The 17181-nt window shown below is 71.4% G+C and carries 17 protein-coding genes, 1 pseudogene and 1 riboswitch; of the genes and pseudogenes, 8 read left to right on the top strand and 10 right to left on the bottom strand.

Annotated features, from left to right (window positions below):
- Positions 1-40: 40 nt before the first annotated feature.
- Both ACZ69Q_RS26135 and ACZ69Q_RS26130 read left to right on the top strand, forming a co-directional pair.
- Entirely contained in the window at positions 41-397 is a 357-nt protein-coding gene (locus tag ACZ69Q_RS26135) for a GroES family chaperonin (RefSeq protein ID WP_471046142.1), read from the top strand.
- Between the two features lie 64 nt (positions 398-461).
- A riboswitch (guanidine-III (ykkC-III) riboswitch) is annotated at positions 462-532 on the top strand.
- 35 nt (positions 533-567) lie between these two features.
- The gene (locus tag ACZ69Q_RS26130; protein WP_471046140.1) at positions 568-888 is read left to right on the top strand and encodes a DMT family transporter; all 321 of its coding nucleotides are present in this window, start codon (positions 568-570) and stop codon (positions 886-888) included.
- Between the two features lie 10 nt (positions 889-898).
- Here the strand turns inward: ACZ69Q_RS26130 and ACZ69Q_RS26125 are convergent, their stop codons facing one another.
- A complete protein-coding gene (locus tag ACZ69Q_RS26125) occupies positions 899-3313 on the bottom strand; it encodes a transglycosylase domain-containing protein (protein ID WP_471046138.1) in 2415 nt (804 codons plus the stop codon).
- A gap of 234 nt (positions 3314-3547) precedes the next feature.
- Between ACZ69Q_RS26125 and ACZ69Q_RS26120 the strand changes: the two genes are divergently transcribed.
- From ACZ69Q_RS26120 to ACZ69Q_RS26105, 4 genes are read left to right on the top strand one after another with little or no spacing between them, the layout of a single operon-like run.
- Positions 3548-4348, top strand: coding sequence for an ABC transporter permease (locus ACZ69Q_RS26120; protein WP_471046351.1), 801 nt, complete (start codon positions 3548-3550; stop codon positions 4346-4348).
- Positions 4341-5162 (top strand): ABC transporter permease, encoded by an 822-nt coding sequence (locus ACZ69Q_RS26115; RefSeq protein ID WP_471046136.1) that lies wholly within the window; start codon positions 4341-4343, stop codon positions 5160-5162. The genes ACZ69Q_RS26120 and ACZ69Q_RS26115 overlap by 8 nt, the downstream gene beginning before the upstream one ends.
- A gap of 9 nt (positions 5163-5171) precedes the next feature.
- Positions 5172-6164, top strand: a complete 993-nt coding sequence (locus ACZ69Q_RS26110; protein ID WP_471046134.1) for an ABC transporter ATP-binding protein — start codon at positions 5172-5174, stop codon at positions 6162-6164.
- Between the two features lie 33 nt (positions 6165-6197).
- Positions 6198-7049 (top strand): DUF1707 SHOCT-like domain-containing protein, encoded by an 852-nt coding sequence (locus ACZ69Q_RS26105; RefSeq protein ID WP_471046132.1) that lies wholly within the window; start codon positions 6198-6200, stop codon positions 7047-7049.
- Positions 7050-7085: 36 nt separating this feature from the next.
- On the opposite strand, the gene ACZ69Q_RS26100 is transcribed toward ACZ69Q_RS26105, so the two are convergent.
- On the bottom strand, positions 7086-8423 hold the full coding sequence (locus ACZ69Q_RS26100) for an SGNH/GDSL hydrolase family protein (protein WP_471046130.1): 1338 nt from the start codon (positions 8421-8423) through the stop codon (positions 7086-7088).
- 231 nt (positions 8424-8654) lie between these two features.
- Between ACZ69Q_RS26100 and ACZ69Q_RS26095 the strand changes: the two genes are divergently transcribed.
- Complete coding sequence (locus tag ACZ69Q_RS26095; protein WP_471046128.1) at positions 8655-10022, top strand: DUF445 domain-containing protein; 1368 nt, start codon at positions 8655-8657, stop codon at positions 10020-10022.
- A 99-nt stretch (positions 10023-10121) separates the two neighbouring features.
- Here ACZ69Q_RS26095 and ACZ69Q_RS26090 read toward each other — a convergent pair whose 3' ends face one another.
- Complete coding sequence (locus ACZ69Q_RS26090) at positions 10122-11585, bottom strand: alginate lyase family protein (RefSeq protein ID WP_471046349.1); 1464 nt, start codon at positions 11583-11585, stop codon at positions 10122-10124.
- Positions 11586-11715: 130 nt separating this feature from the next.
- On the opposite strand from ACZ69Q_RS26090, the gene ACZ69Q_RS26085 reads away from it, so the two are divergent.
- Complete coding sequence (locus tag ACZ69Q_RS26085; RefSeq protein ID WP_471046126.1) at positions 11716-12075, top strand: VOC family protein; 360 nt, start codon at positions 11716-11718, stop codon at positions 12073-12075.
- Between the two features lie 57 nt (positions 12076-12132).
- Here ACZ69Q_RS26085 and ACZ69Q_RS26080 read toward each other — a convergent pair.
- The 7 genes and pseudogenes from ACZ69Q_RS26080 to ACZ69Q_RS26050 form a co-directional block, all read right to left on the bottom strand.
- Positions 12133-12470 (bottom strand): annotated as a pseudogene (locus ACZ69Q_RS26080) (hypothetical protein).
- A gap of 62 nt (positions 12471-12532) precedes the next feature.
- A complete protein-coding gene (locus ACZ69Q_RS26075; protein WP_471046124.1) occupies positions 12533-13030 on the bottom strand; it encodes a hypothetical protein in 498 nt (165 codons plus the stop codon).
- Between the two features lie 134 nt (positions 13031-13164).
- Positions 13165-14010 (bottom strand): LLM class flavin-dependent oxidoreductase, encoded by an 846-nt coding sequence (locus tag ACZ69Q_RS26070; RefSeq protein ID WP_471046122.1) that lies wholly within the window; start codon positions 14008-14010, stop codon positions 13165-13167.
- A gap of 226 nt (positions 14011-14236) precedes the next feature.
- A complete protein-coding gene (locus ACZ69Q_RS26065; protein WP_471046120.1) occupies positions 14237-14755 on the bottom strand; it encodes a hypothetical protein in 519 nt (172 codons plus the stop codon).
- A gap of 92 nt (positions 14756-14847) precedes the next feature.
- Complete coding sequence (locus ACZ69Q_RS26060; RefSeq protein WP_471046118.1) at positions 14848-15075, bottom strand: hypothetical protein; 228 nt, start codon at positions 15073-15075, stop codon at positions 14848-14850.
- 53 nt (positions 15076-15128) lie between these two features.
- Positions 15129-15974: a DUF6585 family protein gene (locus tag ACZ69Q_RS26055; RefSeq protein ID WP_471046116.1), complete on the bottom strand. Its 846-nt coding sequence runs from the start codon at positions 15972-15974 to the stop codon at positions 15129-15131.
- Positions 15971-17128, bottom strand: a complete 1158-nt coding sequence (locus ACZ69Q_RS26050) for an AfsR/SARP family transcriptional regulator (RefSeq protein WP_471046114.1) — start codon at positions 17126-17128, stop codon at positions 15971-15973. Before ACZ69Q_RS26050 ends, ACZ69Q_RS26055 begins: the two co-directional genes overlap by 4 nt.
- Between the last annotated feature and the right edge of the window lie 53 nt (positions 17129-17181).

The following is a 17181-nucleotide window of genomic DNA, read 5'->3' as shown; positions in this document are numbered from 1 at the left end:
CAGGCGTACGCGGGCGGGAAAGGCAGGTAGGTTCAAAGGCGTGAGCGCCAACAGAAACGAGCACAGCACCCACCACGACAAGCTGCCCATCCGGATGCTGCACGACCGTGTACTCGTGCGGCAGGACACCGGCGAGGGCGAGCGGCGTTCCGGTGGCGGCATCCTCATCCCCGCCACCGCGGCCGTCGGCCGCCGGCTGGCCTGGGCCGAGGTCGTCGCCGTGGGGCAGAACGTACGCACCGTGGAGACCGGCGACCGGGTCCTGTACGACCCGGAGGACCGCGCCGAGGTCGAGGTGCGCGGGGTCGCCTACGTGCTCATGCGTGAGCGTGATCTGCACGCCGTGGCCGCCGACCGGTTCGAGGGGTCGGAGGACTCCACGGGGCTCTACCTGTAGTCCGTTCCGCCTCGGGATCGACGGTTAGAGGGGCCGGTGACCATCGTCACCGGCCCCTTTCGCCGTTTCCTTTGCTAGCTTTGAAGGAACCCGACGAGACGCGCCGTACCGGGAAGTACGCAAAGACGACGCACCGCCGTTCCACGTCGTACGTCTCGGAGGTGCCTGTCATGGCCTGGGTTCTGCTCGTCGTCGCCGGTCTGCTGGAGGTCGGCTGGTCGATCGGCATGAAGTACACCGACGGATTCACCCGGCTCGTCCCCAGCCTGTTCATCGGCGCCGGCATCGTCGCCAGCATGCTGCTGCTGTCGTACGCCGCGAGGTCCCTGCCCATCGGCACCGCCTACGGCGTGTGGGTGGGCATCGGTGCCGCCGGGGCCGCGGTGGTCGGCATGGTCGTGCTGGGGGAGCCGGCCACCGCCGCGCGGATCTTCTTCGTCTGCCTGCTGCTGGTCGCCGTGGTGGGGCTCAAGGCGACCAGCGGTCACTGAGCCCCGGCGCTCACGGCCGGCGGGTGGTGCTCAACGTCCCGGCCGTGTTCCCGGCCGTCCCCCCGCCACCGGTGTCGTTCCCGCCGGTCGAGCTGTCCCCGCCGGTCGTGCCGCCGGTGTCCGTGCCGCCCGAGTCCGTGCCGCCGTCGGTGGTGCCGCCGTCCGTGGTGCCCCCGTCGGCGGTGCCGCCCGAGTCCGTGCCGCCGTCGGTCGCGCCGCCGTCCGTCGTGCCTCCGTCGGTGGTGCCGCCGGTCGTCGTGTCGCCGGTGGTGCCGCCGTCCGTGTCGCCCGGGGTCTCGCCTCCGGTCTGGCCCTCGGTGTCCTGGCCGCCGGTCGCGGTCTCCCCGGTGGTGCCGTTCTCGTCCTGGTCGCCGGAGTCCTCGTCGCCCTGGGTGGGGTCGGTCGTCGGGTACTGGGGCTCGTCGGCGCCCTCCTGGAGCTGGAGGTCGAACTCGCCGACCGGCTTGCCCTTCAGGGCCTCCTTGGTGAACTGGGCCCAGATGTCGGTGGGCGCCCCGCCGCCGTTGATGCGGTTCAGGCCCATCACGCCGTACAGCGACTTGTGCTTGGCCGTGACCGGGTCCTGGCCCATGACGGCGACGACGGTGGCCAGTTCGGGCGTGTACCCGGCGAACCAGGCGGCGGTGTCCTCCTCCGCCGTACCGGTCTTGCCCGCCGCGGGCCGGCCGGCGGCCAGGGCCGCGGTGGCGGTGCCGTTGTCGACGACGCTCTGCAGGACGGAGGTCGTGGTGTCGGCGGCCTCGCGGCTGATGACCTGGGAGGTCTTGCGCTGCGGCAGCTCGATGACGTCGGCGCCGTCCTTGGTGATCTTGTCGACCATCGTGTACGTGCCGTGCTTGCCGTGGTTGGCGAGCGTCGCGTAGGCCTCCGCCATGTCGAGGACGCTGGCGGTGGCGGTGCCGAGGGCGATCGACGGGTACGGCTGGAGGTCGGGGGTGTTGGTCGGCAGGCCCAGCTCGACCGCGGTGTCCTTCACCTTCTCGGGTCCGACGTCCACGGCCATCTGCGCGTACACCGAGTTGACGGAGCTGTCGGTGGCCGTGCGGACGGTGATGTCGCCGTAGGAGTGCTGGTCCTCGTTCTCGGGGGCGTAGGTGCCGGTCCAGCCCTGGACCGGGCGTTCGTTGGTGCCGTCGTAGATCGTGTTCGGGGTGATCTGGCGGCCGTCCTGGGTGGTGGAGCCGTTCTCCACGGCCGAGGTGAACACGAACGGCTTGAAGGTGGAGCCGACCTGGAAGTCCCTGCGGGTGGCGTTCGGGGTGTACTGCTTGACGTAGTCGATGCCGTTGTACATCGCGACGACCTTGCCGGTCTTCGGGTCGACGGAGGCGCCACCCGCGCGGACGTACTTGTCGACCTTGTTGTTCTTCTTGTCCAACTTGGACATGAGCTGGTCGTTGACGGCGTCGACGAAGGCGTTCTGCTTGTCCTTCTGGAGGGTGGTGGTGATGCGGTAGCCGCCGAGCTCCAGCTCCTCCGCGCTGACGATCTTGTTCTGCGTCAGGTAGTCCTTCACGATCTGCACGATGTAGCCGCGCTGACCGGAGAGGTTGGTGGAGGTCGAGGCCTCCTTCGGCGCCGGGAACTTCATGCCGGCCCGCTTCGACTCACTGAGCCAGCCCTTGGTGACCATGCCGTCCAGGACGTAGTTCCAGCGGGCCACGGCCGCGGACTTGTTCTCCGGGTGGGCGACGACGTCGTACTCGCTGGGGGCGTTGACCAGCGCCGCCAGATACGCGGCGCGGGCCGGGTCGAGGTCCTTGGCGTCCATGCCGTAGTAGGCCTGGGCGGCGGCCTGGATGCCGTACGCGTTGCGGCCGAAGAAGCTGGTGTTGAGGTAGCCCTCGAGGATCTCGTCCTTGGTCTTCTCGCGATCGAGCTTGATCGCGATGATGAACTCCTTGGCCTTGCGGGTGACCGTCTGGTCCTGGCGCAGGTAGTAGTTCTTCACGTACTGCTGGGTGATCGTGGAGCCGGACTGCTTGCCCTTGCCGGTGGCCGTGTTCCAGGCGGCCCGCAGCATCGCCTTGGGGTCGACGGCCGACTCGGAGTAGAAGTCGCGGTCCTCGGCGGCCAGGATCGCGTGCTGGGCGGCCTTGGACATCTGTGCGAGGGTGACGTTCTCCCGGTTGACCTCGCCGTCGCGGGCGATCACCGAGCCGTCCGCGTACATGTAGACGTTGGCCTGCTTGGTCGCGAGCGCGTTGGCGGGCGGGATCTTGACCAGGGAGTAGGCCAGGAAGAACAGGCCGACGACCAGCAGTGTGCCGACGACGAAGGTGCCCAGCACCATGCGCCAGGTCGGGATGATCCGCCGCCAGCCCGTCCTCTTGGGCCGCTTGGCCTTCCCGTTCGGCTGCTGTTGCTGGGCCTGCGGCTCTTGCGGCTGCGGCTCGTCGCTCATCTCGTGCTCGGACTCCTGTTTCGCGTCGTACGTTCCCGTACGCCCTCGTACGCCTACTGCGCCCCCATTGAAGACTCTCGCACCGGGCGTTCCGTTCCCGGAAACCGGCGCGTGTCCTGGAAAGTGAGCAGACTCTCGGGCCGGGGGCGCTCGGAAAATGGCTGGCAGCCCCGGATCCGCGCGCACTAGGCTCCTGCGCTTCGGTGTCGGGCGCGGGCGAGGAGGGCTGTGGATGTGGGCTCCGGGCGGTTGTATCTGGCCGTCGCGGTAGGCGGCTTCAGAAGGTACGCGACCTATCGGGTGGCCACCGCGGCCGGGGTGTTCACCAACACCGTCTTCGGCGTGATCCTCGTCTACACCTATCTGGCGCTGTGGGATCAGAAGCCCCACCTCGGCGGATACGACCAGGCGCAGGCCGTCACCTATGTGTGGCTGGGCCAGTGCCTGTACGCGACGCTCGCCATCCAGGGCGGCGGCGCCGAGAAGGACCTCATGGACCGGATCCGCACCGGTGAGATCGCCGTCGACCTGTACCGGCCCGCCGACCTCCAACTGTGGTGGCTGGCCGGGGACATGGGGCGGGCGCTGTTCCAGATGGTCGGGCGGGGCGTGATCCCGTTCCTGTTCGGCGCGGTGTTCTTCCCGATGGCGCTGCCGACGGACGTCACCCCGTGGGCGGCCTTCGTCGTCACGCTGCTGCTGGCGGCGGTCGTCAGCTTCGCGATCCGCTATCTGGCGGCCCTGAGCGTGTTCTGGCTCATGGACGGCATGGGCGTCAACCAGGCCCTGATGATCACCGGGATCTTCTTCTCGGGCATGGTGCTGCCGCTGAACGCCTTCCCGGGCGTGTTCGGCGAGGTCGTGCGGGCGCTGCCCTGGGCGGCGCAGATCCAGATGCCGGCGGACGTGCTGATGGGGGAGACCGCGCCGCTCGGGGCGTTCGCCTTCCAGGCGGTGTGGGCGGTGGTGCTGCTGGCCGCGGGGCGGATCGTGCAGTCGGCGGCGACGCGTCGGGTGGTGGTGCAGGGTGGGTGAGCGCGGTGCCCTGTTCGAAGGGCTGCGGGCGTACCGGCTGATCGCCGCCATGTGGGTGCGCTCCAGCATGACCTACCGCACCTCCTTCGCCGTCACGGTGCTCGGCAACCTGATGGTGACCGGCCTGGACTTCGTGGCGATCCTGCTGATGTTCTCGCAGGTGGACACCCTGGGCGGCTGGTCGCTGCCGGAGATCGCCCTGCTGTACGGCCTGTCGGCGACCGCGTTCGGGATCGCCGACCTGGTGCTGGGCTCGATGGACGTCCTGGGCGGCCGGATCCGCGACGGCTCCTTCGACACGCTGCTGGTGCGGCCCGCTCCGGTGCTCGCGCAGGTCGGCGCCGACCACTTCGCGCTGCGCCGCCTCGGTCGGATCACGCAGGGCGCGCTGGTCCTGGGCTGGGCGCTGGTGTCGGCCGGCATCGACTGGACGCCCGCGAAGGTGCTGCTGGTGCCGGTGATGCTGATCAGCGGGGCGGCGATCTTCTCGGCGCTGTTCGTGGCGGGCGCGGCCTTCCAGATACTCGCGCAGGACGCCGCCGAGGTGCAGAACGCGTTCACCTACGGCGGGACCACGCTGCTGCAGTACCCGCCCACCGTGTTCGGCAAGGACCTGGTGCGCGGCGTGACCTTCATGCTGCCCCTCGCCTTCGTCAACTGGGTACCCGCCGCCTACGTGTTGGGGCGGCCGTACCCCATCGACCTGCCCGGGTGGACGGCCTTCGCCTCGCCCCTGGTGGCGGTGGTGTGCTGCGCCCTGGCGGGTCTGGCGTGGCGGGCCGGGCTGCGGTCGTATCGGAGTACGGGGAGTTAGGGGCGGTTGATGGCGGACATGGGCGAGGCGTTCATCGAACTCGACGGTGTCGAGAAGGTCTTCGACGTGCGCAAGAAGACCGGTTTCCTCAAGCGGGAGCGGCGGCAGGTGCGGGCCGTCGACTCGATCTCCTTCCGTGTGGCGCGCGGGGAGATGGTGGGCTACATCGGGCCGAACGGCGCCGGCAAGTCGACGACGATCAAGATGCTGACGGGGATCCTCACCCCCAGCGGCGGCCGGTTGCGGGTGGCCGGCATCGACCCCTCCCGCGAACGCACCAGGCTCGCCCACCGCATCGGGGTGGTGTTCGGGCAGCGCACCACGCTGTGGTGGGACCTGCCGCTGATCGACTCGTACAAGCTGATGCACCGCATGTACCGCATCCCCGACGTCCGCTACCGCGAGAACCTCGACCGGCTCGTGGAACTCCTCGACCTGGGCGCCCTGTTGGACGTCCCCGTACGGCAGCTCTCACTCGGCCAGCGGATGCGCGGGGACATCGCGGCGGCGCTGCTGCACGATCCCGAGGTGCTGTACCTGGACGAGCCGACTATCGGGCTCGACGTCATCTCCAAGGCCAGGGTCCGGGAGTTCCTGCGGGAGTTGAACACCGAGCGCGGCACGACGGTGCTGCTGACCACCCACGACCTCCAGGACATCGAGCAGTTGTGCTCTCGGGTGATGGTCATCGACCACGGGCGGCTGATGTACGACGGTCCGCTCGCCGGGCTGCACGAGGTGGGGGAGAGCGAGCGGATCCTGGTGGTCGACCTGGAGCGCGAGCTGCCGCCGATCGAGGCGCCGCCCGCGCGCGTGGTGAAGGTGGAGGGGCCGCGGCAGTGGCTGGCGTTTCCGGCGGCCGAGTCGGCGGCGGTGCTGGTGGCGCGGGTCGCGGCGGAGTATCCGCTGGTGGATCTGTCCGTGCGGGAGCCCGACATCGAGGCCGTGATCGCGAAGATGTACGCCGAGGAGGCGGGACGGGCCGAGCGGGCGATCTCGTAGCCCCGGGGCGGGGTTGCTCGTAGGCTGCTGTACATGAGCGACGCTGTGCCTTCTGAGGGGACACCCTCCAGGCCCCCCGGACCGGAGCTGCGTGCCTCCGACGCAGATCGTGAGCGAGTCGCCGAGGTCCTGCGGGACGCCGTCGCGGAGGGGCGTCTCGACATGGAGGAGTTCGAGGAACGCCTCGACGCGACGTACAAGGCGCGCACATACGGGGATCTGGCCCCGATCACCCGGGATCTGCCCGTGGGCGCGGTGGCCGTGCCGAAGGTCGACATGGTCAAGAAGCCCGGGGTCGAGGCCGGGAGTTGGGGCGAGCGGATCGTCGGCGGCGAGGGGTCGTCGACGTGGGGTGTCGCCGTGATGTCGGGGTTCCAGCGCAAGGGGCGGTGGACCGTGCCGAGGCGGTTCAACTGCTTTGCCTTCTGGGGCGGCGGGGAGATCGATCTGCGCGAGGCGAACTTCGCGGACCGGGTGGTCGAGATCAACTGCGTCGCGATCATGGGCGGCGTGGAGATCGCCGTGCCGCCCGGGGTCGAGGTCGAGGTGCGCGGGATCGGGATCATGGGCGGTTTCGACCACCGCGAGGACGGGGCGCCCGGGGATCCCGGGGCACCCCGGGTGATCGTGACCGGGTTCGCCTTCTGGGGCGGCGTCGGGGTCGAACGCAAGCTGACTCGGACGCAGAAGCAGGAGCTCCGGGAGGAGCGGCGCCGGGAGCGGCTGGAGCGGCGCGAGCAGCGGCGGGAGCTGCGGGGCTCGGCGCGCGACGAGCGGTACGAGGCCCACCGCGGGATGCTCGAAGAGCATCGGGACATGTGGCGCCACGGGCACGATGAGCGCGGCGACCGGCGGGAGAAGGCCCGGGAGCGGGACGAGGACTGAGCGCGCCGACGCTCCGGCTCGCCGCGTAGGTCGCCTCTACAGCTCCGCCGGAGCGGCGCCCTTCAGGTCCTGGAGGTCGAAGGATTCCGCCATGCGCTCGTAGCCCTTGTCGCTGGGGTGGAGGTGGTCCCCCGAGTCGTAGTCGGGGCGGAACTTGCGCGGGTTGTACGGGTCCCGGACGGCCTCGTCGAAGTCGGCGACCGCGTCGAAGACCTTGCCGGCGCGGATCTCGGCGTTGATCTGCTGACGTACGTTCTCGCGGGCGTCCGTGTAGCCCCGGTGGCCCTGGAAGGGCATCAGGGTGGCGCCGACGACCTTGATGCCGCGGGCGTGGGCCTGGCGGACCAGGGCGCGCAGGCCGTCGAGGATGCGGTCGGGATCGGCGAGGTTCGGGTTGCGCAGGATGTCGTTGACGCCGAGGTCGATGACGACGACCTTGACGCTCGTGCGGGACAGCGCGTCGCGGTGGAAGCGGCCGACGCCCGCCTGGTTGTCCGCGGGGCGTCCGGAGCCGCTGGCGAGGATCTGGTTGCCGCTGATGCCCTGGTTCACGACGCTGTAGCGCGGCACGTCCTCGCCGGCCGCGACCGCCGCCCGCAGCCGGCGCGACAGGACGTCCGTCCAGCGGCGGTTGGTGTTCTGGGTGGACGTGATGCCGTCGGTGAGCGAGTCCCCGAAGACCACGACGGTGCCCTGGGAGTCGTGGCTGAGTACGTCCAGTGCGGTCAGGTACCGCCAGGCGTCGACCTGACCGGTGTAGGCGGTGCCGGTCACGTCCTCGGCGAGGTCGCCCTCGGCGACGTAGCTGGTCTGGCGTGCGTGCGGGTGGTAGGTCACGGGGCCGGACGGGGTGGGGGAGTAGGTGGTCACCAGGACGTCGGTGTCCGCCGGGACGGTGAGGCGCACCGCGTCGCTGAGCACCTGCTGGCCCGGCGGGATGACGACCGTGGGGTTCCCGCCGAAGGTCAGCCGGCGCATGGTGTCCGCGAGCGCGGCCGCCGTCGAGGAGCGGGCGGAGAGGGCGATCGACGCGTGCGTGATCGTCAGCCGGGACTGGCCGTAGAGATTGGACAGCGTGATCCGGGCACTCGTACCGCCGACGCTGGTGTGCACGACGTTGCGCACCGAGTCGCCCGCGAGGCCCTCCAGCTCGGTGCCGGGCTCGGCGCCGACCGGGGAGGCGGACCAGGCACCCACCCAGACGCCGGTGGAGGCGGGAGCGACGGGGCCCCGCCCGGAGCCGGTCTTGGTGGGGGCGCTCTTGCCGGTCGCGCTGCCGTCGTCGGAGGAGACTCCGATGTATATCGCGGCGGAAAGCGTGACGATCAGGGCGATGATCGCGCTGAGCAAGGCATAACCGTTTCGCCTGGTCATGCGGTGCGTGTCTCCTCGGGCGGATGGGAGCCCGAGGCTCCGATGTGATCACCTCATGATGCGTCATGAGGCAGAGGGGAGTTGCACGGACCCCCCATTGGGCCGCCGGAGTTCATCCGGACTTCGCCATCGACCTCCCCCCACGGGACAGACGCCGGGAACTCTTGATTCGTTCCAGGAGTCGGTCAGGAAGGGACAATGTGTGCGGGGATCCTGGACGGGTGGAGTGGAATGGAACGTACGAATCCGGATGAAACGGGAACACGTGGCGTAGAGCAGCATGCCCGGCAGGGCCTCGCCGATAACCGGCGCGTCCCCGCATCGGCCGTACGTGCGATGACGACGTTCACGGCAGCCGACCAGGAGAAGCAGCGCGGCGTACGGCGGATGAAACTCACCGCGACCGGGCTGCTGCTCTTCGTCGCGCTGGTGTACGTCCTCGCCAAGGTGGCCGCGAACCAGGGCGCCGGCGCCTGGGCAGGCTATGTCGCCGCGGCGGCCGAGGCCGGCATGGTCGGCGCGCTCGCCGACTGGTTCGCCGTCACGGCCCTGTTCCGCCACCCACTCGGCCTGCCCATCCCGCACACCGCGATCATCCCGACCAAGAAGGACCAGCTAGGCGTCTCGCTGGGGGAGTTCGTCGGCGAGAACTTCCTCTCGCGGGACGTCGTACGGCAGCGTCTGCGGGCCGTCGGCATCGGCAGCCGGCTCGGCGCCTGGCTGGCCGAGCCCGAGCACGCTGACCGGGTGACGGCGGAGCTGTCGGCGGCACTCAGAGGCGCCCTGACGGTCATGCGCGACTCCGACGTCCAGGCGGTCGTGGGCGAGGCGATCACCCGGCGTGCCGACGCCCAGGAGGTCGCGCCCGGCATAGGGAAGATGCTGGAGAAGATCGTCGCGGACGGCGGCCACAAACGGGCCGTCGACCTGGTCGTCGCCCGGGCGCAGAACTGGCTGATCCTGCACGACGACGAGATCATGGACGCCGTCCAGGGCGGTGCTCCCGGCTGGACGCCGAGATTCGTCGACCGGCGGGTCGGCGAGCGCGTCTACAAGGAGCTGCTGCGCTTCGTCACCGAGATGCGCGACATGCCCACCCACCCGGCCCGTGCCGCCCTCGACCGCTTCCTCACCGACTTCGCCTCCGACCTCCAGTCCGACACGGATACCCGCGCGCGGGTCGAGCGGCTCAAGGGCGAGGTGCTGGGCCGCGGCGAGGTGCAGGACCTGATCGCCTCCGCCTGGACCGCCGTACGCCGGATGATCGTCTCGGCGGCCGAGGACGAGCGCAGCGAGCTGCGCCTGCGGGTGCGCGCCTCGCTGCTGTCGCTGGGCGCGCGCATGGCGGTCGAGCCACGGCTGCAGGCCAAGGTCGACGGCTGGGTGGAGGGCGCGGCGGTGTACGTCGTCTCCACCTACCGCAAGGAGATCACCTCCCTGATCACGGACACCGTGGCGAGCTGGGACGCCGAGCACACGACCAGGAAGATCGAGGCGCACATCGGACGCGACCTCCAGTTCATCCGGATCAACGGCACGGTGGTGGGCTCCCTCGCCGGCCTGGTGATCTACACCGTGTCGCGGGCGCTCGGGGCGTAGCGGCGGGGCTTCAGGGCGCGCGGCGAGGGTTCCGCTCCACGCCCACGGCGGCTTCTGGCCGGCGAAGGCCTCGGGGACGCAGGGACGCAGGGGTGCGGCCTACTGCGACTCGCGCCGGGCCCGGTCGCGGCGGCGCAGCAGGAGGAGGCCGCCGGCGAGCGCCGTGACGCCCGTGGCGGCGGTCCAGCCGAGGAGGTCGTTCGAGCCGGTGGCGGCGAGGTCGCCACCCGAGGCGGCGGAGGCCGACGGCGATGCGGTCCCGGTCTGCGGCCGGGGATCCGCCCCCGTGCCGGCCGCCGCAGAGGCAGCGGCAGACGGACTCGGTGCGCCGCTGGTACCCGCACCCGCGCCCGACACCCTGTCCCGCGTGAACGCCAGCGTCCCGAAGCCCAGTTGGTCGTAACCGCCGCTGTCGGGGCCGTAGTTCCAGCCGCCGCCCTCGGGAGCCGACCTCGCGGCGATCCGGGTCAGGTACGACGCCGGCAGGTCCCGGCGCTTGGTGTAGTGGTTGGCGATCATCGCCCAGATCGGGCGGGTCATCTCCGGGTTCACGGGCGCCGCCTCGGTCACGGTCTCCGATCCCGACCAGCCGTTGATCGCGCCCTTCCTGCGGGTGTTCGCGGTGAACGCGACGTCCCCGCCCAAGGCCCACTTGGCCACGTACTGGGCGCCCTTGAGGAAGCGGCTGTCGTCGTAGCCGTACAGGTCGATGCCCTGGTTCCAGGCCATCTCGCAGATGGTGCCCATCAGGCCGACGCCGAGCAGCGCGTGCCCCTGGTCGCGGCCGGCCTCCAGCCACTCGCCCAGTCCGTCGTCGTATACGACGGGGATGGCGTTCCTGATCGAGCCGAGACCCTCGCCGTGCTTGAAGTACTCCACCGCGCGGTCGACCTTCGCCCGGTCGTCGCAGTGGATGCCGATGGCCAGGACGCAGGCCATGTTGCACAGGTCCCAGTTGGTCCAGTAGTTGCTGACGACCGCGCCGTTGTGCTGGTCGAGGAAGCTCTCGCTCAGCGGGTGGAAGACGTCGAGGAGCATCTTGCGGAACCGCTCGGCCTCGAAGTCGTCGTGGTCGCGGACGAGTTCGGCGGCGTTGGCGAACTGGTAGCCGTACAGCCCGGCCGCGAGGAACCGGTCGGCGCTGCCCGCGATCTGGGTCAGCGTCCCCGACCAGGCGTTGAGGATGGCGACGGCCGTGTCGGCGTGCGCGCTCTCACCGGTGACGTGCCAGCGCAGGGCGTTCTGGTAGGCGGCGTGGATGTCCTTGTAGAGCGCCGCGTAGTTCTGGGGGGAGCCCGCACCTCGGTAGACGACGGCGCTGGGGCGGGGCCGCCAGTCGCTCTGGGCGTGCGGGTTGGCGGCCAGCTTGGCGAAACCGGCCGTGTAGGGCTGAGCGCCCGCCTTCACCTTGGCGGCCATGCGGTCCAGGTCGGCGCGGGTGTGCAGCAGGCCGGGATGCGCGAAGGAGGCGCCGGCCGCAGATGCCGGGGCGGCGAGAGCGGTCGTACCGATTCCGATTCCGGCTCCGACGGCTCCGGCGGTCGCACCCGCGGCCCTGAGCATGCTCCGGCGGTTGATCTGTCGTGTCACGTGGCTCATTCCTCGCGTGCCTGTGGTGGGGGACGGTGAGGAGACGGGGCGAGACTGCGGGGGATAACAGAAACCTCCGGACCACGATCAGGGAGCCGCAGCGATGACCATCCGCAGGATCGTCCCCAACGTTCATGCCGGGTCCGAGGAAGCGATCACGACGAGCCGGGACTTCTACGGCCTGCTCGGCTTCGAGGAGGTGATGGACATGGGCTGGATGATGACCATGGCGTCCCCCGCCAACCCCACCGCCCAGATCAGCTTCTTCATCGAGGAGCGCACCGGCCCGGTCGTCCCCGACCTGAGCGTGGAGGTCGAGGACGTCGACGCCGTGTACGCCGAGGTCACCGCGTCGGGCGCGGAGATCGTACGGGAGCTCAGGGACGAGGAGTGGGGCGTGCGGCGGTTCTTCGTACGGGATCCGGGCGGGCGCGTGGTGAATGTGCTGAGCCACGGGGCCTAGCCGCGCCGGGGGCCGTGGGGCGGGCGCCCGGCGGTGGCCCGGGCGCGCTCCCTCACGTCAGCTCCGCCCGTCCGCGACCGCCCAGGACGCCAGGGCCACCGCTCCCGCCACACCGAGGACGGCGGGCCAGGCGCCCACCTTCTTGGCCAGCGGGTGCGAACCGGCGAAGGCGGCGACGTACGCGGTGGTCAGCGCCCCCGCGGCCCTGCCGCCCGCCCTCCCCCACTCTCGGCTTCGCTCGAGCGGGGGGACCCCCCTCGCCACTGCTGTGCGGCGGCGGCTCCCGCGACGGCCAGCACGGCACCGCCGAGCTGCCGGTTCCCGGTCCAGCGGGCCACGCCGTACCCGCCGACGAGCCCGCCCGCCGCGACCACCGCGCTGGGCACCTTCGCCATGTTGCCTCCAACCACTGCCACCGGGCGGGCGACCACTTCGGCAGGTCCCTGGAGAACCGAGGCTAACCGGCTCCGCCCTCGCGCAACTCGGCCCGGGCCCGCAGCTCGGTCGCGTACCCCGCGCCGATGGCGCACCCGGCGGCGGTGAGGGCGAGCGCCAGCACGGCCGGATTGACATACCCGGGCACGTCGCCGGTGTCGTAACTCCCGCCGTCGCTCGTCTCGCAGACGAACCCGAGCGGGATGTACGTGACCGTGTGGTCGGTGATCTCGATGCCCCGCTCGTGCCGCTCCCACCAGCCCGGCGTACGGCAGGACTGGGGTGGTGCCGAGTCGGTGCCGCCGTCCTCCGCCGTCATGACCGCGCCGCACACCGCAAGGAGTCCCCAGGCGTACAGGGCGCACGCCGCGGCGCCGGCGAGGGCCGCGATGCCGCGCAGCGTGCCGGGGGTGCCGGTGCGCCGGACGCGTCGGTCGGCCAGGGTGCGGCTGCCGTATCCGGCCAGGCCGACCGCGGTGACCACCGCGACCAGGACGAACAGCAGGACCAGCAGGAACATCTGACCTCCAGGCCGTAGCGACGACGGACGACGACGGGTGCGCCGAGTCCAACAGGGCCCGGCGCACCCGGCTGTGGCGGAGCCCACAGTTCCGGCAACAGGAGCGCTACAGGATCGGCGTCACCGGAAGGGCGTCACAGCACATCGGCCAGGCGGTCCACCTGGTCCGGGTCGAGGCCGTAGCAGTAGAGCATCACCTCGTCGGCGCCCAGATCGGCGAAGGCGGTGAGCGCGGATCGGATCTCGGCGGGCGTGGTGAGCAGACCGGCGGTCATACGGTCGGGTGTGCCGGTGAAGGCGTAGTACGCGTGCATACGGGCGCGGGCGTCGTCGACAACGTCCTGCGGGCCGAGCGCGACGTTCACCTGGGCCACCAGGCGGGGCTCGCCGTCGCGGCCGTGCTCCTTCCAGAAGCCGCGCACGGTGTCGAACAGGCCGCCCGCCCATGAGGGTGCCGCGGCTGCGAGGAAGCCGTCGCCCCAGCGGGCGGCGCGTTCGAGGGCGGCCGGCTTGAAGCCGCCGAAGAGCAGCTCCGGGCCGCCGAGGCGGGCGGGTACGGGGCCGATCGGGCCGACGCCGTCGCCGTAGGGCTCGCCGTGCCACAGGCGGCACATCGTCGCCATCTGCTGGTCCAGGCGCCGGCCCCGGGTGCGCAGGTCGGTGCCGGTGGCGCGGTGGTCGTCCTCCCGGCCGCCGATGCCCAGGCCGAGGACGAGCCGCCCGCCGGTCATCCGGTCCAAGGTGGCGGCCTGCTTGGCCAGCAGGGCGGTGTCGCGCAGCGGGGCGAGCAGCACCTCGGTCTGCACGCGGACGCGCGTGGTGGCGCCGGCGAGGACGGCCAGCGCGACCAGCGGCTCGGGGTTGTCGTAGACGAGACGGTCGAGCAGACCGAGCGTGCTGAAGGGGCCGGCGTCTGCGCGCCGGGCCCAGGTGAGCAGGGCGGCCGGGTCGCCGATGGGCAGGCCGATACCGACGTTCATGAAAGGGCCTCCGAAATGAGGGGTCGACAAAGTCAGTTGCCGCCCCCTCCGGCACCTCAGCGAGGTGGGACGCTCCCGCTCTGCGGCGTGTTTCCGGGGAACGTCTCGTCGAAGTCGGCTCACTGTAGAGCGGGCCGACTCCACGCGACAAACCATTTTTGGTGGACCGTGGCAGGGTCGCGTTCGGGCTGTGTTCGGGTCGCGTCCGGGCCTCGTCCAGGTCGTGTCAGGGCCGCCGTCGGACGTCGCTGTAGCCGCAGGTGCACAGGGTGACGATGCCCGTGTAGTACGAGGTCGTCCGGCCCTGGGTGACGCTGTGCGTGGTCTTCCGCTCCCGTCGGTTCGGCTTGCCGCAGCGCGGGCAGGGCCCGGTGACCGGGTCGCCCCAGGGCGAGGCCGGGTCGAGCCGGGCCGCGACCGGGATCATCAGCACCGCGCAGAGCCCGGCGAGTCCGAAGCCGATCCCGCGCAGCACCGAGTCGCTCGACTCGCGGCGGTCGAGCATCTCGTCGTACGAGAAGGAGCCACCGCCGCCTCCGCTGGAGTAGATCATGCATACGTCGCCGCGCGTCATGGTCTTGTCGTCGCAGGTCGGCGGCTCGTTCGGGTCTCCGCCGACGGTGAGGGCCAGCAGCAGGCCGATCCCGCCCAGCAGCGCAAGCACGGTCAGCGCGGTGGTCCGGCTGCGTCCGCTGCGGCGCCGTTCGCGCTCGGCCCTGGCCCTGTCGATCAGTGCGTTCGTCATGTTCGCGCCCGCCCCGTTCACATGGTCCTCCGTGTCTTGTGTCTTGTGTCTTGTGTGTTGTGTCTTGTGTGGCTGTGCGTTGGGCCTGGTGGTCAGTGGCGAGAGGCGATGATCAGGAGCAGGACCACGATCCCCAGGGCGATCAGGCAGCCCGTGCCGCCGCCGGAGGAGCCCTTGCGGAACTCGACCATTCCGCCGGGGGCGAGGTGCGGATGGCGGTGTGCGTAATGGGTCTCGATCGCCTGCTCGCCCTGGGACTCGCTCCCCCAGGCGGTGCGGTGCCCGCACTCGCCGCATCGGTATCGGTAGCTGTCGGCCATGCCGGAATCTCCTTCTGTGCAGGGTGGGTTGGGTGGAGCAGGGGAGGGCGTAGTCAGTCGTCGTCGCGTTCGGCGGCGGTGAGGTGCTCGCTGAGGGCGCGCAGGACGCAGAGGTTCGGGATCCCGGACGTGACGGATCCCCACACCTGCCACCGTCCTGCGGTGCGTACGGCGACGGAGCCCTTGAGGATCTCGATCCGCTGGACCTGCGCCCAGCGCAACGTCGTCCCGCGGGAGCCGAGTTCGGCCCTGGTGATCCACACCGGGCCGAAGACGAGCCGCTCGCCCCGGGTCAGCGCGGCGAGACCCCGCGGTACCTGGGCGTCGGTGACGGAGCGGTGGATCTGCGGCCCCCACACGTCCGGTTCGGCGAAGTCGCCGCAGCGCAGCACGATCCGCTCACCGTCGATGTCGACGAGGACGTGGGCGCGGGTGAGGCCCTGCGGGGACAGGGCCCGGCGCCGGCGCACGACCGTGGTGTCGTACCGGACGACAAGGATCCGTCCGTCGACGGCGACCGTCAGGCCGTGTTCGTAGAGGTCGAGGCGGGCGGTCGTTCGGCTTGCGGCGTTCACGCCGTCGCCCCGCAGCAGGCGACGCGCGCTCGCGAAGACGCCCCGTCGGCGGCCCGGTTCGGCGAGCGGCGGCCGATGGGTGGCCCGCCGCCGCCCGAGACGCGCCCGTCCCGCGGCCTCGGAGACGCGCGCCAGGAGCAGGGCGTCGGTGCGGTTGTGGGCGCGGCCCCAGTGGGGTGGGTCGTGCCGGGGGTCGTGTTCCTGGTCCCGGTCCTGCTCTTGTGCCGGGTCCCGCTCCTGGCCCCGCTCCCGTCCCCGCTCCCGTCCCCGCTCCCGGCCCCGCTCCCGCTCCCGTCCCCGCTCCCTGTCCCTCCCCTCGCTCACGCCGCACCCGCCCGGCCGTGTCCCGCCTCGTCCCCGCGCAGGATCGACCACCGTGCCCGGCGCAGTGGCTCGCCCGGTGCCACGCCCAGTTCGTCGGCGAGCCGGTGCCCCGTGCGCTCGAACACGGCCAGCGCCTCGGCCCGGCGCCCGGCACGGTGCAGTGCACGCATCAGCAGTGCGGCGACCGGTTCGTTCAGCGGCTGTTCCAGGGCCAGCGCCGACAAGCCGGCGATCGAGTCGGCGACCCGGCCCAGCCGCAACTGCCAGTGCGCCTTCCGATACGCGAGGGCGACCCTGCGTTCGACGAGCCGCAGCCGCTCCAACTCGGCCAACGGCCCCGGCAGTCCGGCCAGCGGCTCACCGCGGAACAGCTCCAGAGCCCGGCCGTACAGCCGTACCGCCTCGGCCCCGTCACCGGCCCGCTCGGCGGCCTCGGCCGCGCTGACGAGGTCCTCCATGCACGTCACGTCCACCTCGACCGCGTCCCGCACCAGCCGATAGCCGTACCGGTCGCGCCCGATCACCGAGTCGGGGCACTCCCCGAGCCGCAGACCCTTGCGCAGCCGGTACACATAGACCGGTACGACGTTCGCGCCGGGCGACTCCATCCCCCATACGCCGTCCAGCAGTGCCTGCCGGCTGACCGAGCGGCCGGGGCTCAGCGCCAGCGCCGCCAGCACGGCCTGTTGCCTGACCGGGCCGACGTCCACGGGCCGCCCGCCGAGCCGGGCCCGCAACGGGCCGAGCACACAGACCCGCAGCCGCGCGTCGCCCCCGGGGCCGGTCCCTCCGTAGCCGGTGAACGCCGGCTCCGCCCGCCTGCGCGGCCCCTGACCCGGTACGACCAGACCGCAGTCGAAGGCGTGCACGACGGCCGCGGTCCGGTCGCGCAGGCCCAACTTCCCCAGGACGCGCCTCAGTTGCCCGGCCACCACATGCTCCGGCAGCGAGAGCGCGTCCGCGATCTCGGCGTCGGCGAGCCCGCAGCCGAGGGCGTAGAGCACCTCGCGTTCCTGAGGGGTGAGACCGGCGAGGCCCGGGCCCGGATGGGGCTCGCGTGCCGGCTGGTGGGCACCAGGGCGTGCCGGGGACGCGGCGCCCGGGCATCCCTGGCGTGCGCTCGGGTGTACCTGGCGTGCGGTCGTCGTAGGCATGGCGGCTCCCCGTTCTCCGGACCGGGCGATCCACTCGGCCCGGTCGATCCCGT

Source organism: Streptomyces sp. NPDC036764 (assembly GCF_055609385.1).
This window is presented reverse-complemented; position numbering and strand designations above follow the sequence as displayed.

Coding starts and splice junctions, on each gene's coding strand:
- ACZ69Q_RS26130 (WP_471046140.1), top strand. CDS start 568: ATGGCCTGGGTTCTGCTCGTCGTCGCCGGTCTGCTGGAGGTCGGCTGG.
- ACZ69Q_RS26125 (WP_471046138.1), bottom strand. CDS start 3,313: ATGAGCGACGAGCCGCAGCCGCAAGAGCCGCAGGCCCAGCAACAGCAG.
- ACZ69Q_RS26110 (WP_471046134.1), top strand. CDS start 5,172: ATGGCGGACATGGGCGAGGCGTTCATCGAACTCGACGGTGTCGAGAAG.
- ACZ69Q_RS26105 (WP_471046132.1), top strand. CDS start 6,198: ATGAGCGACGCTGTGCCTTCTGAGGGGACACCCTCCAGGCCCCCCGGA.
- ACZ69Q_RS26100 (WP_471046130.1), bottom strand. CDS start 8,423: ATGACCAGGCGAAACGGTTATGCCTTGCTCAGCGCGATCATCGCCCTG.
- ACZ69Q_RS26095 (WP_471046128.1), top strand. CDS start 8,655: ATGGAACGTACGAATCCGGATGAAACGGGAACACGTGGCGTAGAGCAG.
- ACZ69Q_RS26090 (WP_471046349.1), bottom strand. CDS start 11,585: ATGCTCAGGGCCGCGGGTGCGACCGCCGGAGCCGTCGGAGCCGGAATC.
- ACZ69Q_RS26085 (WP_471046126.1), top strand. CDS start 11,716: ATGACCATCCGCAGGATCGTCCCCAACGTTCATGCCGGGTCCGAGGAA.
- ACZ69Q_RS26075 (WP_471046124.1), bottom strand. CDS start 13,030: ATGTTCCTGCTGGTCCTGCTGTTCGTCCTGGTCGCGGTGGTCACCGCG.
- ACZ69Q_RS26070 (WP_471046122.1), bottom strand. CDS start 14,010: ATGAACGTCGGTATCGGCCTGCCCATCGGCGACCCGGCCGCCCTGCTC.
- ACZ69Q_RS26065 (WP_471046120.1), bottom strand. CDS start 14,755: ATGACGAACGCACTGATCGACAGGGCCAGGGCCGAGCGCGAACGGCGC.
- ACZ69Q_RS26060 (WP_471046118.1), bottom strand. CDS start 15,075: ATGGCCGACAGCTACCGATACCGATGCGGCGAGTGCGGGCACCGCACC.
- ACZ69Q_RS26050 (WP_471046114.1), bottom strand. CDS start 17,128: ATGCCTACGACGACCGCACGCCAGGTACACCCGAGCGCACGCCAGGGA.